The organism is Burkholderia metallica (assembly GCF_001718555.1).
In the GTDB taxonomy this organism is placed as follows: Bacteria; Pseudomonadota; Gammaproteobacteria; order Burkholderiales; family Burkholderiaceae; genus Burkholderia; species Burkholderia metallica.
Genome location: NZ_CP013401.1, coordinates 2,968,828 through 2,995,710, shown reverse-complemented (window position 1 = coordinate 2,995,710; position 26,883 = coordinate 2,968,828). Strand labels below are relative to the sequence as shown.

The following is a 26,883-nucleotide window of genomic DNA, read 5'->3' as shown; positions in this document are numbered from 1 at the left end:
GGCCGGCGCACGGCGCACGCCGGTGCGGCCGCTGCGGGTCAGTTGCCGCCGTCGGCCGTGTTGCGGGCCCGCTGCGCGGGGCTCGCGACGTAGCCGAACCGCGCGGGCACGTCCGCGCCGACGATGCTGCCGAGCGGCAGCACGCGGCCGTCGCGCCAGCGCAGCACGGGCGGCACCGCATCGAAATCCGCGTGATCGGCGAACAGCCCGAGGTCGTGATCGTGCAGCGCCGCGATGCGCGGCGGCGTGCCGGCCGCGTGAAACAGTACGCCGCCGGCATCGTCGAGCCATGCTTCATCCGGTTCGAACGGCGCGCCGGTCTGGTCGGTGAGCGCGAGCTGCCCGTCGCGCTCGGCGAGCCGGACGACCCACGGCGTATAGGCCAGCTCGACGTACACGCGCTGCGGCCCGTTCTGGAAGAACCACTGGCCCTGCGCGTCGCATTCGTAATTGCGGCCGATGAACGCGTTCAGCGCCGCATGCCGGATCGGCGAGCCGAGCTCGCCGGCCGCCTGCGCCGCGTCGTCGCGCAGTCGCCATTCGCCGCGCCGGTCGAGCAGCAGCCAGCCGGTACAGTGCGGCACGTTCGGCCATTTGGCGAGGGCCTGCCTGACGATGTCATCCATGGTCGACGAATTTCGAGCAATAGCCGAACACCCGCGCCGACAGCCAGTCGAGGCGGCCGGGGAACGGCCCGGTCATGAATCCCGCATGCCCGCCGGCCTCGGGTTGGTCGAGCTCGACGGCCGGCGACACGTCGGCCGGGCCCGGCAGCGCCGATTCGGGCAGGAACGGGTCGTTGCGGGCGTTGAGGATCAGCGTCGGCACGTCGATCGCGGGCAGCAGCGGCCGGGTCGTCGCCTGGGTCCAGTAGTCGTCCGCGTTGGCGAAACCGTGCAGCGGCGCGGTCACGACCTCGTCGAAGTCGCGCATCGTCACCGCCTGCAGCATCGCTTCGCGGTCGAACAGCCCCGGGTACTGGTCGAGCTTCGCGAGCGCCTTGCGCTTGAGCGTCTTCAGGAAGCTGCGCGTATAGACCATCGCAAAGCCTTGCGACAGCGCGCGCCCGCCGGCATGCACGTCGATCGGTGTCGAGATCGCGGCGGCCGCCTGCAGGATCGACGTGTCGCTGCGATGCTCGCCGAGCCAGCGCAGCAATACGTTGCCGCCGAGCGACACGCCGGCCGCGACGAGCGGCCCGCGATGCTGAGCGGCGAGCCGTTGCAGGATCCAGTCGACTTCGGCGCTGTCGGCGAGATGGTAGAAGCGCGGCTGGCGGTTGATCTCGCCGCTGCAACTGCGGAAGTGCGGCACGACCGCGTGCCAGCCCTTCGCGCGCGCCGCGGCCATCATCGCGAGCGCGTAGTGCGAGCCGGAGCTGCCTTCGAGTCCATGGAACAGCACGAACAGCGGCGCATCGGGCGCCGGCGCCGCGCTGTCGAGATGCGCAACCCAGTCGAGATCGATGAAGTCGTGGTCGGGCGTTTCCCATCGCTCTCGCCGGTAGGCGACGACGGGGCGCCGCGCGAACAGCGCGGGCACGATGGTTTGTGCGTGGCTGTTGGGCAGCCAGCGTGGTGCGCGATAGCGCAGTAGGTCGTCGTCGGGGGCCGGAGCCCCGGTGAGCGGCGAGGTGGGCGGAGAAGCCGTACTCATGATCGCCCCGCGTATGCGTTGCTTCGTCTTTTCGTCAGTGCAGCGGACCCTGCCCATGACGGATCTTCGCGGCGAATTGTCCGGCCGCCTGTTCGGGAATCGGGCTCGCGTGGATATGCGCGATGCGCCACTCGCCGCGCTCGTGAATCATCACGTACGTGGCGAAAACCATGTCGGGTTCGGCCGTCAGGTCGGCCTGCTGATGCGCTTCGGCGATCGTATAGACGACCGTGCCGAGGCTGTCGTACACGCGGATGTCGAGCGGCTCGATCGTCACCGGGCGCGTGGCGAGCCGGTTCGCGAGCCCGCTGCGGATCTGGTCGAGGCCGTGCAGATGCTCGCCGTCCGCCCATACGCAGCTGGCGAAATCCTCGTCGATCCACAATCCCAGCAGCGCGTCGAGATTGGCATCGGCGACGGCCTGGTAGTAGGCGTTCAGCGTATCGGCGGCGGCTTCGAAGAGGCGGGCAAAACGTGGCATCGGGGTTATCTCTCGCGCGCGTCGCGCGCCGTATTCAGCACGGCGGCCCGGATGGAGCCGCCGTACACCGGTGAATCGGATTGCCCGGCGCGCCGTGCGACGCTGCCGGCCAGGGTCAGCGCTGCCCGACGAGCATGCCGCGCAAATCGCCGAATACCTGCTCGGGACCGAGTTCGCGCAGGCAGTTCAGATGGCCGAGCGGACACTCGCGTTGGAAGCAGGGACTGCATTCGAGATGCAGCCATTGTACCTTCGCCAGCTCCGACAGCGGAGGGGTGTGGCGCGGATCGGTCGATCCGTACAGCGCGACGAGCGGCCGGCGCAGCGCGGCCGCCACGTGCATCAGCCCCGAATCGTTGGTGACGACCGCGTTCGCGCGCGCGATCAGCGCGCACGCCTCCGACAGCGACGTCTGCCCGCACAGGTTGCGCACGTTCGGCGCGTGGTCGGCGATCGCCTGCGCGGCCGCGGCATCCTTCTGCGAGCCGAGCGCGACGATCTGCGTGTACGGGAACGACTGGTGGACGATCGTCGCGAGCGACGCGAAGTGTTCGGGCGGCCAGCGCTTGGCCGGGCCGTATTCGGCGCCGGGGCAGAACACCACGAGCGGCTTGCGCGTGTCGAGATTGAAACGTGCGGACACGCGCGCGGTCTCGTTGAGGTCGGCGTCGAGGCGCGGCGCGGGCAGCGTCTTCATCGACTCGGGCAGCTTCGCGCCCGGCGCGTACGCGAGCGCCGCGTAGTGGGTCGTCATCGGCGGGCGTTCGCCCGATTTGTCCGGGTTCGCGTGCCGCACGTTCAGCAGCCCGTAGCGGTGTTCGCCCGTGTAGCCGATCCGCAGCGGGATGTTCGCGAGCCACGGGATCACCGCGGATTTCAGCGAATTCGGCAGCACGTACGCCGCGTCGTAGCCGACGTCGCGCAGGTCGCTCGCGAGCTGCCAGCGGCGCAGCAGCTGCAGCTTGCCGTGCGCGAGATCGGTCGCGTAGACATCGTGGATCTCGGGCATCCGCTCGAGCACGGGCGCGACCCACGAGGGTGCGACCGCATCGATCGCGATGCGGGGATGGAGTTTCTTCAGCAGCGCAAAAAGCGGCTGCGCCATCAATGCGTCACCGATCCAGTTCGGTGCGATAACCAGCGCTCGACGCATCAGGTCGACTTCCGATGTCGTAATGAAGCACGGCGCTCGGGCGCCGCGTTCGGGTTGCCAGAATGGAGAAGGGCGGCGCGCCGGCAATCCGGCGGCGCCGCCTTGCGGGTGGGCGGGCCTGCGAACCTGCGGGCCCGGCCGCCGGGGCTCAGTGGCCCTTGACGACCTCGCCGTCGCGCAGCTTGTAGCGCGTGCCGCAGTACGGGCAGCGTGCCTCGCCGTGCGACACGTCGATGAACACGCGCGGGTGGGCGCTCCAGCGCGCCATGGCCGGGTTCGGGCAGTACGCGGGAAGATCCTTGGCCGTCAGTTCGACCAGCGGCATTTCCTTGATTTCACTCATGAGACTTTCTCTTATCACTCTTTTGTGGGGCAGTCGGTGGCGCGGCGCACTCAGACCTTCGTCAGCCAGTGCGCGTACTTCGCGTTCTTGCCCGACACGATATCGAAAAACGCCGACTGGAGCTTTTCCGTGACGGGGCCGCGCGCGCCGCTGCCGATCGTACGGTTGTCGAGCTCGCGGATCGGCGTGACTTCGGCGGCCGTACCGGTGAAGAACGCTTCGTCGGCCGTATAGACCTCGTCGCGCGTGATGCGCTTCTCGATCACTTCGATGCCGGCGTCCTTCGCGAGCGTGATGACGGTGTCGCGCGTGATGCCGTCGAGGCACGACGACAGGTCGGGCGTGTACAGCTTGCCGTTGTTCACCAGGAAGAAGTTCTCGCCGGAGCCTTCCGACACGTAGCCGTCGACGTCGAGCAGCAGCGCTTCGTCGTAGCCGTCGGCGGTGGCTTCCTGGTTCGCGAGGATCGAGTTCACGTACCAGCCCGATGCCTTCGCGCGCACCATCGACACGTTCACGTGGTGGCGCGTGAACGACGACGTCTTCACGCGGATGCCCTTCGCGAGACCGTCCTCGCCGAGATACGCGCCCCACGGCCATGCGGCGATCGCGACGTGGATCGTGTTGCCCTTCGCGGCCACGCCGAGCTTTTCCGAGCCGACCCAGATGATCGGGCGCAGGTAGCACGACTCGAGCTTGTTCTCGCGCACGACTTCGAGCTGCGCGGCTTCGAGCGTTTCCCGGTCGAACGGCACGTCCATCTGGAAGATCTTCGCCGAATTCAGCAGACGTTTGGTGTGCTCGGGCAGGCGGAAGATCGCGGTGCTGCCGTCGGCCGACTTGTACGCGCGCACGCCCTCGAAGACGCCCATGCCGTAGTGCAGCGTGTGGGTCAGGACGTGGATCTTGGCGTCGCGCCAGTCGATCAGCTTGCCGTCCATCCAGATCTTGCCGTCGCGGTCGGCCATTGACATAGATTTCTCCTGGGAAGCGGTGAGGTGCTGCGGGTTGTATGCAGCGTTGAGCCGGAAAGACGCTTATTTTAGCGTCATTTGGAGGCGATCCGGTCGGTCGGCGCGGGGCCGGCGCTATAATCGCCCGGTACCGATTCCAATAACGACGGGTCGTACCGGCAGGAGGCGCCGGCGGCCCGCGAACCGCCCGCTGCGGCCCGCTTCCCATGTTCGCTCGACTATCCGCCACCGACCGCTTCGCGCTGATCCAGGGCGCGCGCGACTATTCCCCGACGCTGATGGCGATTTTCTCGTGGGGGCTCGTCACCGGCATCGCGATGAGCAAATCGGTGATGACGCTCTGGCAGGCGAGCGCGATGTCGCTGCTGGTCTACGCGGGCTCGTCGCAGCTCGCGGTGCTGCCGCTCCTCGCGGCGAAGCTGCCGATCTGGACCATCCTGCTCACGGCCGCGATGGTCAACACGCGCTTCGTGATCTTCAGCGCCGGGCTGGCGCCCCATTTTTCCTACCTGCCGCTGTGGCGGCGCCTCGCAATCGGCTATTTCAACGGCGACGTGATCTACCTGCTGTTCCAGAAACAGGGCTTCGCCTACGGCCACGTGCCCGGCAAGGAAGCGTATTTCTGGGGGATGGCGCTCGCGAGCTGGCTGTCGTGGCAGGTGTCGTCGCTCGCCGGCATCCTGCTCGCGAGCTTCTTTCCCGCGAGCTGGGGGCTGGAGCTGGCCGGCACGCTCGCGCTGATCCCGATCATGGTGTCGGCCGTCGCGAACCGCTCGACGCTCGCGGCCGTCGCGGTCGCCGGCGTCGTGTCGCTCGTCGCGTTCGACCTGCCGTACCGGCTCGCGTTGCCGCTCGCGGTGCTCGCCGCGCTGGCGGCCGGCTGCACGGCCGATTTCTTCGTCGAGCGGGCCGACTGGCGACGCATCCGCACCGAAACCGTGCACGAGAAGGAGGTCGAATGAGCGCGACGGAAATCTGGATCGTCATCATCGGGATGACGATCGTCACGGCCGTCACGCGCGCGCTGTTCCTGATCGGCGGCGAACGCACGGTGCTGCCCGAACGCGCGCAGCGCGCGCTGCGCTACGCGCCGGCCGCCGCGCTCGTCGCCGTCGTGCTGCCCGACGTGCTCGAAACGCCGGCCGGGCTGTCGTTCGCGTTGTCCAACCATCCGTTCTACGCGGCGCTCGCCGGCCTCGGCTGGTTTCTGTGGCGGCGCAGCATGCTTGGCACGATCGTCGTCGGGATGCTCGTGTTCACAGTGCTGCGCCTGGTGTTCTGATGAGCCGCCGTTCAGGTGCGCCGGGCGCCGGCCGTTCGCGCCGGCGCATTGTTGCGTTGCGGCAATGTGTTCGTCGCCGCGCGCGATCCCAAATAGGCGGAATTCGCCGCCCGCGGGTCAGTCTGCCGGATGGATCGGCTAGAATGCCCGTTCAGGATTTTTTACCCGTGCGCGTCATGCGAACCGCCAGCCACGGCCGCATCCGGCGCCCTTTCGCGGCAGCCCGCGCACGTCCAGCGTGAACCCCCTTTCCCCATCCACCACTTCAATCTGTTCAACATGAGCCAAGTCAAGCGTCTTACCGACCTGATCGCCGCCGGCCAGCTCGCCGGCAAGCGGGTATTCATCCGCGCCGACCTGAACGTCCCGCAGGACGACCAGGGCAACATCACCGAGGACACCCGCGTGCGCGCATCCGTGCCGGCCATCCAGGCCGCGCTCGACGCCGGCGCGGCCGTGATGGTCACGTCGCACCTCGGCCGCCCGACCGAAGGCGAATTCAAGCCGGAAGATTCGCTCGCGCCGGTCGCGAAGCGCCTCGCCGAGCTGCTCGGCCGTGACGTGCCGCTCGTGTCGAACTGGGTCGAGAACGGCGTGAACGTCGCGCCGGGCCAGGTCGTGCTGCTCGAGAACTGCCGCGTGAACAAGGGCGAGAAGAAGAATTCGGACGAGCTCGCCCAGAAGATGGCGAAGCTCTGCGACGTGTACGTGAACGACGCATTCGGCACCGCGCACCGCGCGGAAGCGACCACGCACGGGATCGCGAAGTACGCGCCGGTCGCGTGCGCGGGCCCGCTCCTGGCCGCCGAACTCGACGCGCTCGGCAAGGCGCTCGGCAACCCGGCGCGCCCGCTGGTGGCGATCGTCGCCGGCTCGAAGGTCTCGACCAAGCTCACGATCCTGAAGTCGCTGGCCGGCAAGGTCGACCAGCTGATCGTCGGCGGCGGCATCGCGAACACGTTCATGCTCGCGGCCGGCCTGTCGATCGGCAAGTCGCTCGCGGAAGCCGACCTCGTCAACGAGGCGAAGGCGATCATCGACGAAGCGCGCGAGCGCGGCGCGTCGGTGCCGATCCCGACCGACGTCGTCACCGCGAAGGAATTCTCGCCGACGGCCGCGGCCACGGTGAAGCAGGTCGCCGACATCGAAGCGGACGACATGATCCTCGACATCGGCCCCGATACGGCCAAGGCGCTCGCGAGTCAGCTCGAGAAAGCCGGCACGATTGTCTGGAACGGCCCGGTCGGCGTGTTCGAGTTCGACCAGTTCGGCAACGGCACGAAGACGCTCGCCGAAGCGATCGCCAAATCGTCCGCGTTCTCGATCGCGGGCGGCGGCGACACGCTCGCGGCCATCGCGAAGTACGGCATCCACGACCAGGTCAGCTACATCTCGACGGGCGGCGGCGCCTTCCTCGAGTTCCTCGAAGGGAAGAAGCTGCCGGCGGTGGAAGTGCTCGAAACGCGGGCGGCCTGAGCGTGGCGGCGCGCGCAGGGGTGACGAAGGCCGCGCGCTCCGCGAAAGCGGAGCAGCCGGCCGGCGCGGGCAAGCGCAAACGCGCGCCCGCGCGGGCGAACACCGCCCCGCGCGCACCGGCGGCTGCCGGCGACGCGGCCGCACGGCACCACGAAATTCAGAACAAAGCGATGCCGGGCGCAAGCACCGGCACGCCCCCCGGAGCGGCCGCCGCTGGGCCCGCCGCTTCCGGCTCTCGCAGCGTTTCACCCAGCGCATCCACCTTGATCCAGATGAGGAGTTTCATGCAGCGCGCCACCAAGATAGTCGCCACGATCGGCCCGGCTTCCAGTTCGCCGGAGATTCTGCTGCAGATGATGCAGGCGGGCCTCGACGTCGTGCGGCTCAATTTTTCGCACGGCACGGCCGACGATCACCGCCAGCGCGCCGAGATGGTGCGCGAGGCCGCCCGCAAGGTCGGGCGCGAGATCGCGATCATGGCCGACCTCCAGGGCCCGAAGATTCGCGTCGGCAAGTTCGAGAACGGCAAGACGACGCTCGAGCCGGGCCAGGCCTTCATCCTCGACGCGGGCTGCGAGCTGGGTAACGACGAGCGTGTCGGGCTCGACTACAAGGAATTGCCGCGCGACCTGCGCACGGGCGACCTGCTGCTGCTGAACGACGGCCTGATCGTGCTGACCGTCGAGCGCGTGCTCGGCGACGAGATCCACACGATCGTCAAGGTGGGCGGTGAGCTGTCGAACAACAAGGGCATCAACCGCCAGGGCGGCGGCCTGTCGGCGCCGGCGCTGACCGCGAAGGACATGGAAGACATCCGCACCGCGATGTCGCTCGGCGCGGACCTGGTGGCGGTGTCGTTCCCGAAGAACGCAACCGACATGGAAATGGCGCGCCAGCTCGCGAACATCGCGGGCGCGCCGTACGGCATCAAGCCGAAGATGATCGCGAAGATCGAGCGTGCGGAAGCGATTCCGGCGCTGCAGAGCATTCTCGACGCGTCCGACGGCATCATGGTCGCGCGCGGCGACCTCGCGGTGGAAGTGGGCAACGCGGCCGTGCCGGCGCTGCAGAAGCGGATGATCCGGATGGCGCGCGAGTCGAACAAGCTCGTGATCACCGCGACGCAGATGATGGAATCGATGATCCACGCACCGGTGCCCACGCGTGCGGAAGTGTCGGACGTCGCGAACGCGGTGCTCGACGGCACCGACGCGGTGATGCTGTCGGCCGAGACGGCCGCCGGCAAGTACCCGGTCGTCACGATCGAGACGATGTCGGCCGTGTGCGTCGAGGCGGAAAAGTCCGAAGAAGTCGAGCTGGACAAGGATTTCCTCGACCGCACGTTCACGCGGATCGACCAGTCGATCGCGATGGGCGCGCTGTTTACCGCATATCACCTCGGCGCGAAGGCGATCATCGCGCTGACCGAATCGGGCGCGACCGCGCTGTGGATGTCGCGTCACTACACGCACGTGCCGATCTTCGCGCTGACGCCGCGCGTCGGCAGCGAGCGCACGATGGCGCTGTACCGCAACGTGACGCCGCTGCACGTCGACTTCAACAGCGATCGCGACTCGGCGCTGCAGGCCGCGCTCGAAATCGTCGTCAAGCAGGGCTATGTGCAGCACGGCGACATGGTCGTGCTGACCGTCGGCGAGCCGATGGGGCAGGCGGGCGGCACCAACACGCTGAAGATCGTGCGCGTCGGCGAGCACTATTGAGCACCGGCCGGGCAGTTGCCCGGCCCGAAACGGTCGCCCGAGACGATCTGGCGCCGATTTTCGACGAAAGCCGCGCGGGGTCGCATGCCCCGCGCGGCTTTTTTTCTCTTTTTTGCCCGCATTGTGCCGTGCGAACGTAACAAATTGCGAGCAGGCGCTACCGGCCGGTCGGAATCGGAGGCGCTTCGCGATAAAATGCCGCTATTCGACGCTCAGCCGCGCCGCGCCATCCCGGTCTCGCCGGGAGCGAGCGCCGCGCCGGCGTCAGGGCGCACCGGTTTTCATTCCAAGGAGTTCCACAATGCCTCTCGTATCAATGCGTCAATTGCTGGACCACGCGGCAGAGCACGGTTACGGCCTGCCGGCCTTCAACGTGAACAACCTGGAGCAGGTCCAGGCGATCATGGCGGCGGCGGACCAGGTCGGCGCGCCCGTGATCATGCAGGCATCGGCCGGCGCGCGGAAGTATGCGGGCGAGCCATTCCTGCGCCACCTGATCGAAGCGGCGGTCGAATCGTATCCGCACATCCCGGTCGTGATGCACCAGGATCACGGCCAGTCGCCGGCCGTCTGCATGGCCGCGATCCGCAGCGGCTTCACCAGCGTGATGATGGACGGCTCGCTGGAGGCCGACGGCAAGACGGTCGCGTCGTACGAGTACAACGTCGACGTGTCGCGCAAGGTCGTCGAGATGGCGCACTCGATCGGCGTGACGGTCGAAGCCGAACTCGGCGTGCTCGGCTCGCTCGAGACGATGAAGGGCGACAAGGAAGACGGCCACGGCGCGGAAGGCACGATGACCCGCGAGCAGCTGCTGACCGATCCGGAGCAGGCCGCCGACTTCGTGAAGCTCACGCAGTGCGATGCGCTCGCGATCGCGATCGGCACGTCGCACGGCGCGTACAAATTCTCGAAGAAGCCGACGGGCGACATCCTGTCGATCCAGCGCATCAAGGAAATCCACGCACGCATCCCGAACACGCACCTCGTGATGCACGGTTCGTCGTCGGTGCCGCAGGAGCTGCTGGCCGAGATTCGCGAATTCGGCGGCGACATGAAGGAAACCTACGGCGTGCCGGTCGAGGAAATCCAGGAGGGCATCAAGCACGGCGTGCGCAAGATCAACATCGATACCGACCTGCGTCTCGCGATCACCGGCGCGATCCGCCGCTACCTGTTCGAGAACCCGGGCAAGTTCGATCCGCGCGACTACCTGAAGCCGGCACGTGAAGCGGCGAAGCAGGTCTGCGTCGACCGTTACCTCGCGTTCGGCTGCGAAGGCCAGGCCGGCAAGATCAAGCCGGTGGCGCTCGACAAGATCGCCGAGCAGTACAAGTCCGGCGCGCTCGCGCAGGTCGTGCGCTGAGACTGTAGTACGATTGCCGCGCCCGATGGTGGCATCGGGCGAACGCGCGGCTGCCCGGCCGGGATCTGATCCGGCCCCGCAACCGTTCCGTCCGGCCGAACGAGGGCCGGCCGGCAACCGCCCGGGCGCCGTCGCCCGGGCGGTTGCCGACGTATTGCAAGACCGCCGTTCCCGCCTGCCGCGGGGAACGGCGTTTCCCTTTTGGTTTGGCTCCTTATCTGCGAAAAGACGATGTCTACCCTCTACGAATCCACGCTCCGTTCGCTGCCGCTCCTCGGTCGCGGCAAGGTCCGCGACAACTACGCGGTCGGCAACGACAAGCTCCTGATCGTCACGACCGATCGCCTGTCGGCTTTCGACGTGGTGATGGGCGAGCCGATTCCGAACAAGGGCCGCGTGCTGAACCAGATGGCGAACTTCTGGTTCGGCAAGCTCTCGCACATCGTGCCGAACCACCTGACGGGCGATGCGCCGGAAGCGGTGGTCGCGGCCGACGAGGTCGAGCAGGTGAAGGGGCGTGCCGTGGTCGTCAAGCGCCTCGAGCCGATCATGATCGAAGCGGTCGTGCGCGGCTACCTGGCCGGCAGCGGCTGGAAGGAATACCAGGCGTCGGGCGCCGTGTGCGGCGTGCCGCTGCCGGAAGGCCTGCAGAACGCGCAGAAGCTGCCCGAGCCGATCTTCACGCCGGCCGCGAAGGCCGAGATGGGCGAGCACGACGAGAACATCACGTTCGAGGAAACGGAGCGCCGCATCGGCACCGAGCTGGCCGCGACGATCCGCGACATCTCGATCAAGCTGTACAAGGAAGCGGCCGACTACGCGGCGACGCGCGGCATCATCATCGCCGACACGAAGTTCGAATTCGGCCTCGACAACCACGGCCAGCTGTACCTGATGGATGAAGTGCTGACGGCCGATTCGTCGCGCTTCTGGCCGGCCGACCAGTACGAAGTCGGCACCAACCCGCCGTCGTTCGACAAGCAGTTCGTGCGCGACTGGCTCGAAGCGCAGCCGTGGGGCAAGACGGCGCCGGCACCGGCGCTGCCGGCCGACGTGGTCGAGAAGACGGCCGCGAAGTACCAGGAAGCGCTCGAGCGCATCACGGGCCAGACGCTGGCCTGATCGGGGAACGGAACACATGAGCGAAGTTCAGACTGCCCACACGCACAGCGCGCCGCTCGTCGGCGTACTGATGGGTTCGAGTTCCGACTGGGACGTGATGAAGCACGCGGTCGCCATCCTGCAGGAATTCGGCGTACCGTACGAAGCGAAGGTCGTGTCCGCGCACCGGATGCCCGACGAGATGTTCGACTATGCGGAGAAGGCGCGCGAGCGCGGGCTGCGCGCGATCATCGCGGGCGCCGGCGGCGCCGCGCACCTGCCCGGCATGCTGGCCGCGAAAACCACGGTGCCGGTGCTCGGCGTGCCGGTCGCGAGCAAGTACCTGAAGGGTGTCGATTCGCTGCACTCGATCGTACAGATGCCGAAGGGCGTGCCCGTCGCGACGTTCGCGATCGGCGAGGCCGGCGCCGCGAACGCCGCGCTGTTCGCGGTGTCGATCCTGTCCGGCCACTCGGTCGACTACGCGAACCGGCTCGCCGCGTTCCGCGTGCGCCAGAACGAAGCCGCGCACGCGATGGTGCTGCCGCCGCTGGAATGACGGCGCACCGGCGGCCGCGTGTCGCGGCTGCCTGACCCACCCCACTGCGGCGGGCAGCGCCCGCCGCGACCGACCACTGACATGACCGCAACTCCTGATTCCGTTTCCCCGATCCTGCCCGGCGCGTGGCTGGGCATGGTCGGCGGCGGCCAGCTCGGCCGCATGTTCTGCTTTGCCGCCCAGTCGATGGGCTATCGCGTCGCCGTGCTCGATCCCGATCCGGCGAGCCCCGCCGGCACGGTCGCCGACCGCCACCTGCGCGCGGCCTACGACGACGAAGCCGCGCTCGCCGAACTGGCCGCCCTGTGCGAAGCCGTTTCGACGGAGTTCGAGAACGTGCCGGCCGCGAGCCTCGATTTCCTCGCGCGCACGACGTTCGTCGCGCCGGCCGGCCGCTGCGTCGCGATCGCGCAGGATCGTATCGCGGAGAAGCGCTTCATCGAAGCGTCGGGCGTGCCCGTCGCGCCGCACGTCGTGATCGAATCGTCGGCGGCGCTCGCCGCGCTCGACGACGCAGCACTCGACGCGGTGCTGCCGGGCATCCTGAAAACGGCGCGCCTCGGTTACGACGGCAAGGGCCAGGTGCGCGTGAGCACCGCCCGGGACGTGCGCGACGCGCATGCGGCGCTCGGCGGCGTGGCGTGCGTGCTCGAGAAGCGCCTGCCGCTGAAATACGAAGTGTCGGCGCTGATCGCGCGCGGCGCGGACGGCCGCTCGGCCGCCTTCCCGCTCGCGCAGAACGTGCATCACAACGGCATCCTCGCGCTGACGGTCGTGCCCGCGCCGGCCGCCGATGCCGCGCGTGTCGAGGAGGCGCAGCAGGCGGCTGTGCGGATTGCCGATACGCTCGGCTACGTCGGCGTGCTGTGCGTCGAATTCTTCGTGCTGGAAGACGGGTCGTTCGTCGCGAACGAGATGGCGCCGCGCCCGCACAACTCCGGCCACTACACGGTCGATGCGTGCGCAACGAGCCAGTTCGAGCAGCAGGTGCGCGCGATGACGCGCATGCCGCTCGGCAATCCGCGCCAGCATTCGCCGGCCGCGATGCTGAACATTCTCGGCGACGTGTGGTTCCCGAACGGGGCGGGTGCGGATCCCGTCACGCCGCCGTGGAACACGGTCGCGGCGATGCCCACCGCGCACCTGCACCTGTACGGCAAGGAAGACGCGCGGGTCGGCCGCAAGATGGGCCATGTGAACTTCACGGCCGAAACGCGCGACGAAGCCGTTGCCGCGGCCAACGCGTGCGCGCAGTTGCTGCGCGTGCCGCTCGACTGAGGCGCGGGCCGATGTCCATCGATCTCCCGACCACCGTGACGCGCGCGCAGATCGACGCGGCCGCCGCGCTGCTCGACGCGGGCCAGCTCGTCGCGTTTCCGACCGAGACCGTCTACGGGCTCGGCGGCGACGCGGCGAATCCCGAGGCCGTCGCGCGCATCTACGCGGCGAAGGGGCGGCCCGCGAATCACCCGGTGATCGTGCACCTGCCGCCGGGCGGCGATCCCGGCTACTGGGCGCACGAGTTGCCGGCCGATGCGCAGGCATTGATCGATGCGTTCTGGCCGGGCCCGCTCACACTGATCCTGAAGCGCCATGCGCGCATTCCGGACGCCGTGAGCGGCGGGCAGGATTCGGTCGGGCTGCGCTGTCCGTCGCATCCGGTCGCGCAGGCGCTGCTGGCCGCGTTCAGCGCACGGCGCGGCGGGCATGGCGGCGTGGCCGCGCCGTCGGCGAACCGCTTCGGCCATGTGAGCCCGACCACCGCCCAGCACGTGCGCGACGAATTCGGCGATACGGTTCACGTGCTCGACGGCGGCGCATCGGAAGTCGGGATCGAATCGACGATTCTCGACCTGTCGCGCGGGTTCCCGGCGCTGCTGCGCCCGGGCCACGTGACGCCGCAGCAGATCGCCGACGTGCTCGGCCGCGCGCCGCGGCTGCCGGACGGCAGCGACGCGACCGCACCGCGCGCGTCGGGCACGCTGAAGGCGCACTATGCGCCGCGCACGCCGCTCGCGCTGCTGCCGTTCGACGCGCTCGAGCCGCTGCTTGTGGCTGCGCAAACCGATGGCGAGCGTGTCGCGCTCGTCGCACGCGCATCGCGCGCGGGGCGTTGGGCGCAGGCCGACGGCGTGCATTTCGTCGCGGCGCCGGAAGATCCGCAGGCGTATGCGCGCGATCTATACGGGATGCTGCGTGCGCTCGATCGCGCGCAGGTTGCGCGGATTCTCGTCGAGAAGCTGCCCGAGACCGTCGAATGGATCGCGGTCAACGATCGCCTCGGCCGCGCGGCTGCCGCGTTCGAAGCGCGCGACTGACGAAGCCGACTGCTTCCGGAATGAAAAACGCCCGACCGGCGAACCGGTCGGGCGTTTTCGTTTGAGCGCGTGGCCGGCTGCTTACTTGCCGACGCCGGACTTTGCGATCTGCTGTTCGACGTACTGCGCGAACAGCGCATGCAGGCGCGTCGTCGGATGGACCGTGTCGGCGAACATGTAGGTCTGGTCCGCGTTCGCGACCGTGTACGTCTGCGGCGAGCAGAACAGCGACGAGCCGAATGCGGTCGCGTTCGCGACGCCGTATTGCGTCGCGGCCTGGACCATCGCCTTCAGGTTGCACGCGGTGTCGGTGTTCGACACGCTGAAGCCGTTCGCCTGATAGTTCGCGAGGATGCCGTCCTGCCACGTGAACGTGTCGAGCAGCACGTATTTGGTCGTGTCGACCTTGAGTGCCTGCAGCGTCGCGGCGAGCGTGCCGTTGAACAGCATCGACAGTTGCGTGAGGGTCGTCTGCGTGCCGCCCTGGAGCGCGAGCGGCGTGCCGCCGATATCCGGCACGTTCGAGACGAACACGTGGGTCGCGCCGGCGGCGACGATCTGCTGGACGAGACCCGCGAGCTGTTGCGCTGCGGCGCCGATGTTCTGCTGCAGTTGCGTCGGCGTGATGGCGCCTGCCTGCAGGGCCGCGACCTGATAGAAGATGTCGTTCGCGCCGCCGTTCAGCAGCACGATCTGGTTCGCGTTGAAGCTGCCGTGCTGCTGCAGGTACTGCGCGAGCTGGCTTGCGATCGGCGTCGTGGTCGCCTGCGCGTAGTCGGCGTTCGGCACGCTCGCATCCGCATGGCCGATGCCCGGCTGTTGCGTCACGCGCGAACCGCCCTGTGCGTAGCCAAGACCGCCGGTGGCCTGCAGCGGAATGCCGAAACCGCCCTGGTTGGCGGGCTGCAGCGTGTCGCCGTAATACTGCGCGACGTTCTGCGTCCACACCTGGCCCGGGTTGGTCGTGAAGCGGCCGCCGCCGAAGCCGAGCTTGATCTGCGAGTAGGTGCCGGCGTCGGACAGCGAGTCGCCGAACGACACGACCTGCATTTTCACGCCCGACGGCGGCGTGTTCGATGCGTTGCTGCTGTTGTTGTCGTCGCCGCCGCCGCATGCGGCGAGCAGTGCGAGCGCGGCGCCGGCGATCGCGACCTGCGCGGTGCGCAGCATGCGCCGACGGGTGCGGGCGGGTGCGTGTTGTTGTGTCTGCATCGTTCGATCTCCTCGTAGATATGGCCTGATGTGTTTCTCATCTGCCGCGTGCCTGCTCGGTTCCGGGCTGCGCGGCGGCCGTTGGCTGAAACGGGTTATTGGTGTCGCGCAGCCGCAGGCGGCACGGTGCGCGGATCGGGGTTCGCGGCCTCGGCAATCAGCGCATGATAAGCGCTCGCCCACTCGGGCGGGCCGAAAATCGCGCGCAGCTTGTTGCGCCAGCCGTCGACGCGCAACGCGTCGCCGGCCATCGATACCCACTCGTGAAACGTCGCGACGAGCGGGTTGTTCGAGCCGAGCCGCTCGACGATCCCGTACTGCGGCGGATCGTCGGGCGTTTCCTCCACATAGCTGCCGAACAGGCGATCCCAGATCACCAGGACGCCTGCGTAATTGCGGTCGATGTAGCGCGGGTTGCGCGCGTGGTGCGCGCGATGGATCGACGGCGTGTTCAGCACGTATTCGAGCCAGCCGAGCTTGCCGATCGCCTGCGTGTGCACGAAGAACTGGAACGCGAGATTGATCAGCACGATGCCGACCACCTGTTGCGGCGGAAAGCCGGCGAACGCGAGCGGCAGCCAGAACACCCACATCCCCGCGACCGGATACATGAGGCTCTGGCGGAACGCGGTCGAGAAATTCATTCGCTCGGACGAGTGGTGCACGACGTGCGCGGCCCACAGCCAGCGCACGCGATGGCTCGCGCGATGGAACACGTAGTAGAGGAAATCCTGCGCGACGAACAGCACTGCGAACGACAGCCAGCCGTCTTGCCACGTGAACAGCCGATAGTGCCGGTAGCAGTATGCGTAGACGGGAATCACGAACAGCCACGCGATCTTGTCGGCGCCCTGGTGCATCAGCGCGAGCGCTGCGTTGCACAGCGTGTCGCGCCACGCATAAACGTGGTCCTGCGCACGAGTGCGGGCGAGGTGCCAGGCCTCCCACGCGATGCACAGCAGGAAGACGGGCGCCAGCGCGAGCAGAAGCAATTCGACGTCGAATCGCATGGGCGTGTCTCCTTCTTTCCCCTGCAAGCCGTGAGGCCGGGCGTATGGCCCGTTGTAGATATCAGTCAGGCCAACAGCCTACGCAATCGCCACGCGCTAGGCGAGGGGGCAGCGTAGAGGGTTCCCTCTGAGGACAGGGTTTCTACGGAAGCCGCGCGGCGCGGGGCCGGGCGGTGCGGCCCTGTTTTACGGGCACGGTTGGCGCGCGGTGCGTCGCGCGCCGGCGGCCGGGGGCGTTTCAAACCGGGAGGGCAGAATTCCGTGTGCGGACGCGCCGGCAGGCCGCGCCCGACCGAGCGCCGGTGCGGCACGCTGCGCCGGGCCGCCCGGGGCCGATGCAAAGTCGACGCGAACCTACGGCGCGGCACCACCGCCGTGTCGCGTCGCCCGGAAACGTCAGTGCTCGCCCGCGTAGATCCATTCGAGCAGCGAGTCGTGCGCGGCGCGCGCGCCTTCCGCGTGGTCGTTGTTGATGAAGCTGACGACGATGTAGCTCTGGCCGTCGGCGCCGGCGACGTAGCCGGCGATCGCGCGCACGTCGCGCAGCGTGCCGGTCTTGATGTGCGCGTTGCCGAGCACGCCGGCATTGGTGAGGCGGTTCTTCATCGTGCCGTCGATGCCGGCGATCGGCAGCGAATCGACGAAGGTCTGCGCGACCGGGCTCGCGTTCGCGGCCTGCAGCAGCGCGGCCAGCGACAGCGCGCTCACGTGCTCTTCGCGCGACAGGCCCGAGCCGTTCTCGAGCACGAGGTCGGGCATCGCGATGCCGTTCTTCTGCAGGAACGCCTGGATCACGCGGCTCGACTGCTCGGGCGTCGCGGGCGGCTTGCCGCCGACCGCGCCGATCGTCAGGAACAGGTTGCGCGCCATCACGTTGTTGCTGAACTTGTTGATGTCGTAGACGATGCTGCCGAGCACCGGGCTGTGATGCACGGCGAGCGGCCGCGCGTTGGCGGGCACCTTGCCTTCGCTCACCGGCCCCGCGATCGTGCCGCCGTCCTGCTGCCACAGTGCGAGGAAGCCGCGCGCGAAGAACGTCGTGTGATCGAGGATCGCGAGGTTGGTCGTGTGCGCGCCGCAGCGCAGCGGGTAGTCGCCGGCGAACGAGGCGGTCATGATCCCGCCGCCGGCCGTCAGCGTCGGGCGCGCGGCTGCGGCGGCCGCGCTGCACGAGCCCGAGCCTTCGACCAACTGGTTGTCGATCGACAGGTTCGCGAGCGGCGGCAGCACGTCGACGGCGACCTTGCCGTCGTCGCCCGGGGTGACCGTGAACGACACGGCCTTGAATGCGTACAGCAGCGGATCGGGGCCGACGTTGTACGGTGCGCTCGCGTCGTCGTCGAACGAAGGGAGATCGCGCGTCGACGCCGCGAAGTAGCTCTTGTCGAGTACGAGGCCGCCCGCCACGCGCTTGACGCCGGCCTTGCGCAGCTTGTCGACGAGGTCGATCAGCTCTTCGGGCACGAGCTTCGGATCGCCGGTGCCCTTGATGTACAGGTTGCCCTGCAGCGTGCCGTCGGGGTCGACCGTGCCGTCCGTGTAGGCGGTCGTGCGCCAGCGATAGTCGGGGCCGAGGATCGACAGGCCCGAGAAGGTCGTCACGAGCTTCATCGTCGACGCGGGCAGCATCGGCCGGCTCGCGTTCCACGCGATCAGCGGCTCCGGATCGCCGACGCGCTCGACGACGACGCTCATCGCCGACGCCGGCACCTTCGCGCGCTGCAGCGCGACGAGCACGGACGCCGGCAGGCCGGCCGCGCGCGCGGCCGGCGACACGACGGCCGTCTTGTGCGCTTCCTTGTGGGTTTTCTTGCGGGCCTGCGCGGCGGGCGCGAATGCGAGGGCCGTGCAGGTGGCGACGATGGCGGCGGCCCGCAGGCAGACGCGGGCGCGGGGGGCGAACCGGTTGGACAGATCGGAAATCGGCATGGGCAAATACGGGAGAAGCACGGCGTTCGGGCAGGGCGCGCGCGGCGCCAAAGCGCACATTGTAGAGACAAGTCCGGACAGCTCCCTTGCAATCCGCCTTTCTGTTGCATTGCACGGTGCCGCGTGCGGGGTTCGCGGCGCTACAATGGTCGGCGTGTCCGACTGCCCGATGGAAGCCTGTCCCGATGCGGATTCTGCTTGTCGAAGATGATCGAATGATTGCCGAAGGCGTGCGCAAGGCGCTGCGCTCGGACGGCTTTGCAGTCGACTGGGTGCAGGACGGCGACGCCGCACTGACGGCGCTCGGCGGCGAGACGTACGACCTGCTGCTGCTCGATCTCGGCCTGCCGAAGCGCGACGGCATCGACGTGCTGCGCACGCTGCGCGCACGCGGGCTCGCGCTGCCGGTGCTGATCGTCACCGCGCGCGACGCGGTGGCCGATCGCGTGAAGGGGCTCGACGCCGGCGCCGACGATTACCTCGTCAAGCCGTTCGACCTCGATGAACTGGGCGCGCGGATGCGCGCGCTGATCCGCCGCCAGGCCGGGCGCAGCGAATCGCTGATCCGGCACGGCGCGCTGACGCTTGATCCCGCTTCGCACCAGGTCACGCTCGACGGCGCGCCCGTCGCGCTGTCAGCGCGCGAGTTCGCGCTGCTCGAGGCGCTGCTCGCGCGGCCGGGCGCGGTGCTGTCGAAGAGCCAGCTCGAGGAGAAGATGTACGGCTGGGGCGAGGAGATCGGCAGCAACACGGTCGAGGTCTACATCCACGCACTGCGCAAGAAGCTCGGCTCGGACCTGATTCGCAACGTGCGCGGGCTCGGCTACATGGTCGTCAAGGAAAGCTGACGCGTGAGGTCGATTCGTCATCAATTGCTGATCTGGCTGCTCGCGATCGTCGTCGCGGGCGTGGGCATCGCGGGCTGGCTCATCTACCGGCAGGCGCTCGCGGAGGCGAACGAACTGTTCGACTACCAGCTGCAGGAAATCGCCGCGGCGCTGCCGTCGGAGCCGTTCTCGCAGGTGTTCGGCTCGCGCACCAACGGCGACGAAGGCATCGTGATCCAGATCTGGAATCGCAACGGCGTGCTGATGTACTTCTCGCATCCGCGTGCGCCGATCGCGCCGCGCGCGGAGCTCGGCTTCTCGACCGAGCGCACCGATCGCGGCGAATGGCGCGTGTACGGTGCGATCGTCGGCGACAACGTCGTGCAGCTCGCGCAGCCGGTGTCGGTGCGCAACCGGCTGGCGGCGAACGTCGCGCTGCGCACGCTGTGGCCGCTGATCGTGCTGCTGCCGTTCCTCGGCGCGGCCGTGTGGGTGATCGTCGGGCGCGGGCTCGCGCCGCTCGGCCGCGTGACGCGCGCGGTCGAGGCGCGCCGGCCGGAAGCGCTCGATCCGCTGCCCGATGCGCGCCTGCCGCTCGAAGTGCAGCCGCTCGTGCGCGCGCTGAACGGGCTGCTCGCGCGGCTGTCGGCCGCGCTCGACACGCAGAAGGCGTTCGTGGCCGACGCCGCGCACGAACTGCGCACGCCGCTCGCGGCCGTGCAGATCCAGGCGCAGCTCGTCGCCCGCGCGAAGGACGACGCGTCGCGCCGCGAGGCGGTGGCGGATCTACAGGACGGCGTGTCGCGCGCGACGCGTCTCACCGAGCAACTGCTTGCGCTCGCACGCGCCGAACCGGATGGCGCGACGATGCGCGAGCCGGTCGACCTGCAGTCGCTGCTCGCCGAATGCGTGACCGCGCTCGCCCCGCTTGCGCAGCGGCGCGGCATCGATCTCGGTTTCGAGGAAACGCGTGCGGCGAGCGTCGTCGCCGACGTCGGCGCGCTGCGCGTGATGTTCGGCAACCTGCTCGACAACGCGGTGAAGTACACGCCGGACGGCGGCCGCATCGACGTGTCGCTGACCCGCGACGCGGCCGGCCGCGCATGCGTGCAGATCGGCGACAGCGGGCCGGGCATTCCGGCCGACGAGCGCGAGCGCGTGTTCGACCGCTTCTACCGCGACAGCTCGGCGCGGGCGCGCACCGACGTGGCGGGCAGCGGGCTCGGGCTCGCGATCGTCAAGCGCGTGGCCGCGCAGCAGGGCGCGACGGTGTCGCTCGGCGACGCGGCCGCGGGCGGCCTGCTCGTCAGCGTCGTGTTCCGCGATGCCGAAATGCCGGCCGAGGCGCCGCAATCGTCGGCATCGGCCTGAAGCCGGCGCCGCGCGCGCCGGCGGTCGCTTAAGCCCCGCTTAAGGCGGATTAAGCCTCCTTTAAGTCAGGGTCGTTACGCTGCGTCCTAACAAAGAGGAGGTCCTACGATGAATACCCGATTCCTTGCGCGCGGCGCCGTCGCGGTCGCCGTGGCGGCCGCCCTGTCCGCCGGCTATGTGGCCGGCACCCGCCGCGCCGATCCGCAGATCATCACGCCCGCGCAGGCGGCCGCGCTGATGCCGGCCGAAGCAGCTGCGAAGACCGGCATCCCCGATTTCTCCGGGCTCGTCGAGACCTATGGTCCGGCGGTCGTGAACATCAGCGCGAAGCACGTCGTGAAGCAGGTGTCGCGGCGCGTGCCGCAGCCGCAACTGCCGATCGATCCGAGCGATCCGTTCTACCAGTTCTTCAAGCACTTCTACGGCCAGGTGCCGGGCATGGGCGGCGACGCGCAGCCGGACGACCAGCCGAGCGCGAGCCTCGGTTCCGGGTTCGTCATCAGCTCCGACGGGTACATCCTCACCAATGCGCACGTGATCGACGGCGCGAACGTCGTCACGGTGAAGCTGACCGACAAGCGCGAATACAAGGCGAAGGTCGTCGGCTCCGACAAGCAGTCCGACGTCGCGGTGCTGAAGATCGACGCGAGCGGCCTGCCGACCGTGAAGATCGGCGATCCGGCGCAGAGCAAGGTCGGCCAGTGGGTCGTCGCGATCGGTTCGCCGTACGGCTTCGACAACACGGTCACGTCGGGCATCATCAGCGCGAAGTCGCGTGCGCTGCCGGACGAGAACTACACGCCGTTCATCCAGACCGACGTGCCGGTGAACCCCGGCAACTCGGGCGGCCCGCTGTTCAACCTGCAGGGCGAGGTGATCGGCATCAACTCGATGATCTACTCGCAGACGGGCGGCTTCCAGGGCCTGTCGTTCGCGATCCCGATCAACGAGGCGATCAAGGTGAAGGACGAGCTCGTGAAGACGGGCCACGTGAGCCGCGGCCGCCTCGGCGTCGCCGTGCAGGGGCTGAACCAGACGCTCGCAAGCTCGTTCGGACTGCAGAAGCCCGACGGCGCGCTCGTCAGCTCGGTCGATCCGAACGGCCCGGCCGCGAAGGCCGGCCTGCAGCCGGGCGACGTGATCCTGTCGGTCAACGGCTCGCCGGTTGCCGATTCGACGTCGCTGCCCGCGCAGATCGCGAACCTGAAGCCGGGTTCGACGGCCGACCTGCAAATCTGGCGCGACAAGTCGAAGAAGTCGATCAGCGTGACGCTCGGCGCAATGGCCGACGCGAAGCTCGCGTCGAACGACGGCGGCCCGGTCGAGCAGGGGCGCCTGGGCGTGGCGGTGCGTCCGCTGTCGCCGCAGGAGCGCAGCGCCGACAGCCTGTCGCACGGGCTGATCGTGCAGCAGGCCAGCGGGCCGGCCGCCAACGCGGGCATCCAGCCCGGCGACGTGATCCTCGCGGTCAACGGTCGCCCGGTCACGAGCCCCGAGCAGCTGCGCGACGCGGTCAAGGGAGCGGGCAACAGTCTTGCTCTGCTGATCCAGCGCGATAATGCACAGATCTTCGTGCCGGTCGACCTGAGCTGACCGGTCGCGGCCGCGGCCGGCCATGCCGGCTGCGGCGGGCGCCGACGTCGTTCGAATGCGCGACGATGCGCGCTGTATGTGTTCCGACCCCAAGGAGAGAGCCATGCAATATCTACGCAACGTGTCCCGATTTGCCGTCGCCGCGGCGCTGGCCGCGGGCCTCGCAGCCGGCGCGACCGGCGCGTACGCGCAGTCGGACGGTCTGCCCGACGCGATCCAGCAGGGCGACGTGTCCTTCGTGTCAGGCGGTATCGGGAAAGACCAGTCGACGGCGTTCGAGCGCAACGAAGCCGCGTGGCCGCTGGCGCTGCGCTTCACCGGCAAGGGCGGCGAGTTCCTGGCCGACGTTCATGTGCGGATCGTCGACGGCAAGGGCGCCGAGGTGCTGAAGGCCGACGCGCGCGGGCCGTACATGCTCGTGAAACTGCCGCCGGGGCGCTACACGGTGCATGCGTCCTACCAGGGTAGCGACGAGTCCCGTGCCGTCACGGTCGGTGCCAAGGGCGGCGCGAAAGCCGCGTTCCAGTGGAGCGCGCAGTAACGCGCCGCGTGCGGCCCGGGCCCGGGCCGCGCAATCGGACGAAGTTTCGCCCATAATGAAAGCCACGGCCGCGTGCCGTGGCTTTTTCGTTTCCTGCCCCCGGCCCGCCGGCCGCCCGAAGGAGAAACGATGTCCGATCCAGCCGACCCTCGACTCGAAATCGTGCCGAACCGTCATCGCGTGCGCGTGATCCATCGCGGCATTACGTACGCCGATTCGCAGGGCGCGCTGACCGTGCGCGAAACGGGCCTGCCGGACATCCACTACCTGCCGCGCAAGGACGTCAACATGCGTCGGCTCGTGAAATCGGCCGTCACGTCGGCCTGCCCGGTCAGGGGAAAGGCCGTGCATTTCGACTTGCAGACGGAAGACGGCATGGTCGAGAACGCTGCATGGAGTTACGAGGAACCGAAGGAGGGGGCGTCCGCGCTCGCGAACTACGTCGCCTTCGATGCTGCACGGATCGACAGCCTCGTCGAGACGTCCTGATGCGGCGCGCGTTCGTCGGGGAGGCGTCATGGAACTGAACGACACATTACGCGTACCGCTCGCGCCGCCGGTCGTGCGGGAGGCGTTCGAGGATCTCGCGCTGCTGCGCGCGAGCTTCGACCATTGCGAATCCTTCGTGAAGCTGGCGCCCGGCGCGTTCGCGCTGACGATCACGGTCGCGCTCGGCCCGCTGCGCGCCCGCTACGACGTGCGTGCGCATGCGGCGGCCGAGCAGGGCGACGCGGAAGGGCAACCGCGCCGCGTGCTCAACTTCAAGGCGCGGGCCGACGGGCTCGGCGCGCTGCGCGGTCAGGTCGAACTCGTGCTGAGGCCGGACGACGACGCGAACGCCACGTGCATCGAGTACGTGGTCTGGGCGACGGCGAGCGGGCCGCTCACCGAGCTGCCCGGGCGGCAGATCGAAAATGCGCTGCGCGAATGGACCGACGATTTCTTCCGCGAATTCTGCGCGGTCGTCCAGGCGAAGCACGGGCTCGCGCCGAATCGCGCGCGCTCGGCCGCGCCGCGGCGCCAGCACGTGTTTCTGCGGCCGGCGGCGCTGGTGGCCGCGACCAAGCGCTCGCTGCCGCCGCATCTCGGCGGCGCGTTGACCGGGCGTGCCGCCAGTGCGCTCCCGCATCGCGGTTCCGGCACGGTGCCCGTCTGGGCGTGGGCCGCGATGATCGTCTTCGTCGCGCTGCTGCTTTACGCGGCGCGCTGGATCAACGGCGGCTGAGCGGCCGGCCGGTTTCCCGGCAACGTGCGCCCGCCGCGTTACCGCATCGCATCGGCGCCCGCCATTACACCCGCACCGCGAAATTCCCTTCGATACGCCGACGGCGACGTGCCGAGCGCGCCCGCGAAATGCTGGCGCAGCGACACGCTCGACCCGTAGCCGGCCGCCTGCGCGATCGCATCGATCGACTGCCCGGTGGTTTCCAGCAGATGCTGCGCGCGCGCCAGCCGCTCGGCCTGCAACCATGCGGTGACGGTCGTGCCGGTGGCCTGGCGGAAATGGCGCGTGAACGTGCGCCGGCTCATCAGCACGCGTTCGGCGAGTGAATCGACGCTGTGCGCGGCGTCGAGGTGTGCGCGCACCCAGTCGAGCAGGCCTGCGAGTCGCGCATCGCGCGGGTGCGCGGCGACCGGTTGCGCCACGTATTGCGCCTGCCCGCCCTGACGATGCGGCGGGATTACGAGGCGGCGCGCGATCCGGTTCGCGGCGTCCGAGCCGAAGCGCCGCCGCACGACGTGCAGGCAGCAGTCGAGCCCCGCGGCCGTGCCGGCCGACGTCATCAGGTTGCCGTCGTCCACGTACAGCACGTCCGGATCGAGCTTCACGCGCGGAAAGCGTTGCGCGAAGTCGTCGGCCCATGCCCAGTGCGTGGTGGCCGGACGGCCGTCGAGCAGGCCGGCCGCGGCGAGCACGTACGCGCCGAGGCACAGCCCGACGAGTTGCGCGCCGCGCGCGGCGACCGCGCGGACGGCGTCGAGCAGCACGTCCGGCGGTGCTTCGTCCGGATCGCGCCAGGCCGGCACGATGACGATGTCCGCGTCGTCTAGCCCGTCGAGTCCGTATGGCGCGGTGATCGTGAAGCCGCCGGTCGTCGACAGCGGGCCGCGCTCGGCCGAGCAGACGCGGAACTCGAATACGGGCGACGTGGCCGCATCGCGCTCGTTGCCGAACACGACGGACGGCACCGACAAGTGGAACGGGCTGATGCCGTCGTACGCGATCACGGCGACTATGGTCGGAACGGGTAGGGCGGGCCGGGCGGACGAGGCGGCGGTCATGGCGGGCTCGGAAATCGCGATGGCCCGATTTTATCGAAGAATGGCTATCGGGCCACTGTCGGCATGCGCGATGCGCACCGACAATGCATCGCATCGCGCCGCTGGCCGTCCCGTTCCGGGGCGGGGCCGCGCTCCCGGACCAGGAGCCCGCCATGTCGAATGCCGTCCCGTCTTCCGTTTCCCGTTCCGCCGCTCATCCGGCTTCCCGTCGCGCGCTGATCGTGATCGACGTCCAGAACGAATACGTGACGGGCAACCTGCCGATCGAATACCCGCCGCTCGACGTATCGCTCGCGAACATCGGCCGCGCGATCGATGCCGCGCACGCGGCCGGCGTGCCGGTGATCGTCGTCCAGCACGTCGCGCCGGCCGGCGCGCCGGTCTTCGCACCGGGCACCGGTGGCGTCGCGCTGCACGCGGTCGTCGCCGACCGGCCGTTCGCGCATCGAATCGAGAAGAAGCAAGCCAGCGCGTTTGCCGGGACCGACCTTGCCGCGTGGCTCGACGCGCACGCGATCGACACGCTCGCGGTGGCCGGCTACATGACGCACAACTGCAATGCGTCGACGGTCTATCACGCGGCGCATGCGGGGCTGAACGTCGAGTACCTGGACGACGCGACGGGCGCGCTGCCGTACGAGAACGAAGCCGGCGCGGCGAGCGCCGAGGAGATTCACCGTGCGTACACGGTGGTGTTCCAGTCGAATTTCGCGGCCGTGATGTCGACCGATGCGTGGATCGCGGGACTGGCCGGAGCACCCATGCGAAAGCGCGATTCGGTCGCCGCGTCGAACCGGCGGGCGCGTGCGCAACGCGCGAAGGCGGCCTGAAACGGGCAGAAAGACAAGGAGGCGGGCCGCGCGCGGACGAAACCGGCGCGCCGCCCGGTGAAACGAACACCGCGCGCGAACGCTCGCCGTGCGGTCAGTCGCCGTCCTTCAGCATCGCCGGGCTGTAGCGCAGCATGTCGAAACAGCCGTCGACGAGCTTTTCCGCATGCTGCTCGGCGTCGATCTCGTCGGGCAGCATCAGCATGTCGCGCACGAATCCGCTGACGAGCGTGTGCAGCATCAGCGTCGCGCGCCACGTATCGAGCCGCTCGGGCAGCAGCTTGAGCCGCACCGCCACCGCGAGATCCGCATCGATCGCGTGCAGCGCCTCGCTCATCCCCGCGCGGTTGCGCTGCAGCAGCGGCTCGAGGTCCGCGACGTATTCGCACTTCATGAACAGGATGCTGAACACGCGGCGCAACTGCGCGTCGCGCTGCACGCCGAGCAGGCACCAGATCAGGATCTGGCGGATCTTGTCGAGCGGATTGCCGCCCGGCGCGTCGAGCGGCATGCGCTTCAGTTCGTCGATCGGCAGAAACACGCGGTCGAACATCGCATCGAACAGTTCACTCTTGTTCGCGAAATGCCAGTAGATCGCGCCGCGCGTCACGCCGGCGTGCTGCGCGATGTCCGCGAGCGACGTGTGCGACACGCCCTTCTCGAAGAACACGTGCTCGGCGGCGTCGAGAATGCGATTGCGCGTCTCGAGCGCCTCCTCCTTGGTACGTCTGACCATGTGCAGGCCTGATTGGATCGATCGTAGGTGAATATAGGGTCTGCAACCCTCGGCGCCGTCATATAGACTGGCTATGCTTGCGGCTGGTAACAATCTGTAAGAATGGACAGCCGGCGGGGCA

Annotated in this window: 28 protein-coding genes; 16 read left to right on the top strand and 12 right to left on the bottom strand. The window is 68.8% G+C overall.

All coding sequences use genetic code 11. The features are described from left to right. Positions 1-38 precede the first annotated feature (38 nt). From WJ16_RS13530 to WJ16_RS13505, 6 genes are all read right to left on the bottom strand, one after another. Positions 39-626 carry a DUF2946 family protein gene (locus WJ16_RS13530; RefSeq protein ID WP_069257485.1) on the bottom strand — a complete coding sequence of 196 codons (588 nt, stop codon included), beginning with the start codon at positions 624-626 and terminating at the stop codon, positions 39-41. Beyond that, positions 619-1,656 (bottom strand): hydrolase, encoded by a 1,038-nt coding sequence (locus tag WJ16_RS13525; RefSeq protein WP_069258061.1) that lies wholly within the window; start codon positions 1,654-1,656, stop codon positions 619-621. The genes WJ16_RS13530 and WJ16_RS13525 overlap by 8 nt, the downstream gene beginning before the upstream one ends. Before the next feature lie 34 nt (positions 1,657-1,690). Continuing rightward, entirely contained in the window at positions 1,691-2,137 is a 447-nt protein-coding gene (locus WJ16_RS13520; protein ID WP_006749968.1) for a nuclear transport factor 2 family protein, read from the bottom strand. A gap of 115 nt (positions 2,138-2,252) precedes the next feature. Continuing rightward, on the bottom strand, positions 2,253-3,290 hold the full coding sequence (waaF, locus tag WJ16_RS13515) for a lipopolysaccharide heptosyltransferase II (protein WP_069257484.1): 1,038 nt from the start codon (positions 3,288-3,290) through the stop codon (positions 2,253-2,255). Between the two features lie 148 nt (positions 3,291-3,438). Then, positions 3,439-3,633 (bottom strand): zinc-finger domain-containing protein, encoded by a 195-nt coding sequence (locus tag WJ16_RS13510; RefSeq protein ID WP_006749970.1) that lies wholly within the window; start codon positions 3,631-3,633, stop codon positions 3,439-3,441. A gap of 50 nt (positions 3,634-3,683) precedes the next feature. Next, complete coding sequence (locus WJ16_RS13505; RefSeq protein WP_069257483.1) at positions 3,684-4,607, bottom strand: branched-chain amino acid transaminase; 924 nt, start codon at positions 4,605-4,607, stop codon at positions 3,684-3,686. 206 nt (positions 4,608-4,813) lie between these two features. On the opposite strand from WJ16_RS13505, the gene WJ16_RS13500 reads away from it, so the two are divergent. From WJ16_RS13500 to WJ16_RS13490, 3 genes are all read left to right on the top strand, one after another. After that, the gene (locus WJ16_RS13500; protein WP_069257482.1) at positions 4,814-5,569 is read left to right on the top strand and encodes an AzlC family ABC transporter permease; all 756 of its coding nucleotides are present in this window, start codon (positions 4,814-4,816) and stop codon (positions 5,567-5,569) included. Beyond that, a complete protein-coding gene (locus WJ16_RS13495; RefSeq protein ID WP_069257481.1) occupies positions 5,566-5,889 on the top strand; it encodes an AzlD domain-containing protein in 324 nt (107 codons plus the stop codon). Before WJ16_RS13500 ends, WJ16_RS13495 begins: the two co-directional genes overlap by 4 nt. Positions 5,890-6,168: 279 nt before the next feature. After that, a complete protein-coding gene (locus tag WJ16_RS13490) occupies positions 6,169-7,365 on the top strand; it encodes a phosphoglycerate kinase (RefSeq protein ID WP_069257480.1) in 1,197 nt (398 codons plus the stop codon). A 157-nt stretch (positions 7,366-7,522) separates the two neighbouring features. On the opposite strand, the gene WJ16_RS35765 is transcribed toward WJ16_RS13490, so the two are convergent. Beyond that, positions 7,523-7,651 (bottom strand): hypothetical protein, encoded by a 129-nt coding sequence (locus WJ16_RS35765; protein WP_256093618.1) that lies wholly within the window; start codon positions 7,649-7,651, stop codon positions 7,523-7,525. Between WJ16_RS35765 and pyk the strand changes: the two genes are divergently transcribed. From pyk to WJ16_RS13460, 6 genes are all read left to right on the top strand, one after another. Then, complete coding sequence (gene pyk, locus WJ16_RS13485; RefSeq protein WP_069257479.1) at positions 7,650-9,086, top strand: pyruvate kinase; 1,437 nt, start codon at positions 7,650-7,652, stop codon at positions 9,084-9,086. The genes WJ16_RS35765 and pyk overlap by 2 nt on opposite strands. Positions 9,087-9,387: 301 nt before the next feature. Continuing rightward, positions 9,388-10,452 (top strand): class II fructose-bisphosphate aldolase, encoded by a 1,065-nt coding sequence (fba, locus tag WJ16_RS13480; RefSeq protein WP_034189083.1) that lies wholly within the window; start codon positions 9,388-9,390, stop codon positions 10,450-10,452. A 231-nt stretch (positions 10,453-10,683) separates the two neighbouring features. After that, the gene (locus tag WJ16_RS13475) at positions 10,684-11,574 is read left to right on the top strand and encodes a phosphoribosylaminoimidazolesuccinocarboxamide synthase (protein ID WP_069257478.1); all 891 of its coding nucleotides are present in this window, start codon (positions 10,684-10,686) and stop codon (positions 11,572-11,574) included. 16 nt (positions 11,575-11,590) lie between these two features. Continuing rightward, the gene (gene purE / locus WJ16_RS13470) at positions 11,591-12,112 is read left to right on the top strand and encodes a 5-(carboxyamino)imidazole ribonucleotide mutase (protein ID WP_069257477.1); all 522 of its coding nucleotides are present in this window, start codon (positions 11,591-11,593) and stop codon (positions 12,110-12,112) included. 81 nt (positions 12,113-12,193) lie between these two features. Further along, the gene (locus WJ16_RS13465) at positions 12,194-13,390 is read left to right on the top strand and encodes a 5-(carboxyamino)imidazole ribonucleotide synthase (RefSeq protein ID WP_069257476.1); all 1,197 of its coding nucleotides are present in this window, start codon (positions 12,194-12,196) and stop codon (positions 13,388-13,390) included. An 11-nt stretch (positions 13,391-13,401) separates the two neighbouring features. Continuing rightward, entirely contained in the window at positions 13,402-14,430 is a 1,029-nt protein-coding gene (locus tag WJ16_RS13460) for an L-threonylcarbamoyladenylate synthase (RefSeq protein ID WP_069257475.1), read from the top strand. An 81-nt stretch (positions 14,431-14,511) separates the two neighbouring features. Here WJ16_RS13460 and WJ16_RS13455 read toward each other — a convergent pair whose 3' ends face one another. The 3 genes from WJ16_RS13455 to dacB form a co-directional block, all read right to left on the bottom strand. Then, positions 14,512-15,642 carry an SGNH/GDSL hydrolase family protein gene (locus WJ16_RS13455; protein WP_069257474.1) on the bottom strand — a complete coding sequence of 377 codons (1,131 nt, stop codon included), beginning with the start codon at positions 15,640-15,642 and terminating at the stop codon, positions 14,512-14,514. 95 nt (positions 15,643-15,737) lie between these two features. Continuing rightward, positions 15,738-16,652: a sterol desaturase family protein gene (locus WJ16_RS13450; protein WP_069257473.1), complete on the bottom strand. Its 915-nt coding sequence runs from the start codon at positions 16,650-16,652 to the stop codon at positions 15,738-15,740. Positions 16,653-17,048: 396 nt separating this feature from the next. Beyond that, positions 17,049-18,581, bottom strand: a complete 1,533-nt coding sequence (gene dacB / locus WJ16_RS13445; RefSeq protein WP_069257472.1) for a D-alanyl-D-alanine carboxypeptidase/D-alanyl-D-alanine endopeptidase — start codon at positions 18,579-18,581, stop codon at positions 17,049-17,051. A 185-nt stretch (positions 18,582-18,766) separates the two neighbouring features. Between dacB and WJ16_RS13440 the strand changes: the two genes are divergently transcribed. The 6 genes from WJ16_RS13440 (at position 18,767) to WJ16_RS13415 (ending at position 24,138) form a co-directional block, all read left to right on the top strand. Next, on the top strand, positions 18,767-19,429 hold the full coding sequence (locus tag WJ16_RS13440; protein ID WP_021164091.1) for a response regulator: 663 nt from the start codon (positions 18,767-18,769) through the stop codon (positions 19,427-19,429). A gap of 3 nt (positions 19,430-19,432) precedes the next feature. Continuing rightward, complete coding sequence (locus tag WJ16_RS13435) at positions 19,433-20,779, top strand: ATP-binding protein (RefSeq protein ID WP_069257471.1); 1,347 nt, start codon at positions 19,433-19,435, stop codon at positions 20,777-20,779. Between the two features lie 108 nt (positions 20,780-20,887). Beyond that, positions 20,888-22,372, top strand: coding sequence for a DegQ family serine endoprotease (locus tag WJ16_RS13430; RefSeq protein ID WP_069257470.1), 1,485 nt, complete (start codon positions 20,888-20,890; stop codon positions 22,370-22,372). Positions 22,373-22,475: 103 nt separating this feature from the next. After that, on the top strand, positions 22,476-22,913 hold the full coding sequence (locus tag WJ16_RS13425; RefSeq protein ID WP_069257469.1) for a carboxypeptidase-like regulatory domain-containing protein: 438 nt from the start codon (positions 22,476-22,478) through the stop codon (positions 22,911-22,913). Positions 22,914-23,042: 129 nt separating this feature from the next. Continuing rightward, the gene (locus tag WJ16_RS13420; RefSeq protein ID WP_069257468.1) at positions 23,043-23,402 is read left to right on the top strand and encodes a DUF427 domain-containing protein; all 360 of its coding nucleotides are present in this window, start codon (positions 23,043-23,045) and stop codon (positions 23,400-23,402) included. A gap of 28 nt (positions 23,403-23,430) precedes the next feature. Then, complete coding sequence (locus WJ16_RS13415) at positions 23,431-24,138, top strand: CoxG family protein (RefSeq protein ID WP_069257467.1); 708 nt, start codon at positions 23,431-23,433, stop codon at positions 24,136-24,138. A 38-nt stretch (positions 24,139-24,176) separates the two neighbouring features. Here the strand turns inward: WJ16_RS13415 and WJ16_RS13410 are convergent, their stop codons facing one another. Further along, entirely contained in the window at positions 24,177-25,196 is a 1,020-nt protein-coding gene (locus tag WJ16_RS13410) for a helix-turn-helix domain-containing protein (RefSeq protein ID WP_069257466.1), read from the bottom strand. Positions 25,197-25,348: 152 nt separating this feature from the next. On the opposite strand from WJ16_RS13410, the gene WJ16_RS13405 reads away from it, so the two are divergent. Continuing rightward, entirely contained in the window at positions 25,349-26,026 is a 678-nt protein-coding gene (locus tag WJ16_RS13405) for a cysteine hydrolase family protein (protein ID WP_069258060.1), read from the top strand. A gap of 94 nt (positions 26,027-26,120) precedes the next feature. Here WJ16_RS13405 and WJ16_RS13400 read toward each other — a convergent pair whose 3' ends face one another. Then, the gene (locus WJ16_RS13400) at positions 26,121-26,762 is read right to left on the bottom strand and encodes a TetR family transcriptional regulator (protein WP_069257465.1); all 642 of its coding nucleotides are present in this window, start codon (positions 26,760-26,762) and stop codon (positions 26,121-26,123) included. Positions 26,763-26,883: the final 121 nt, after the last annotated feature.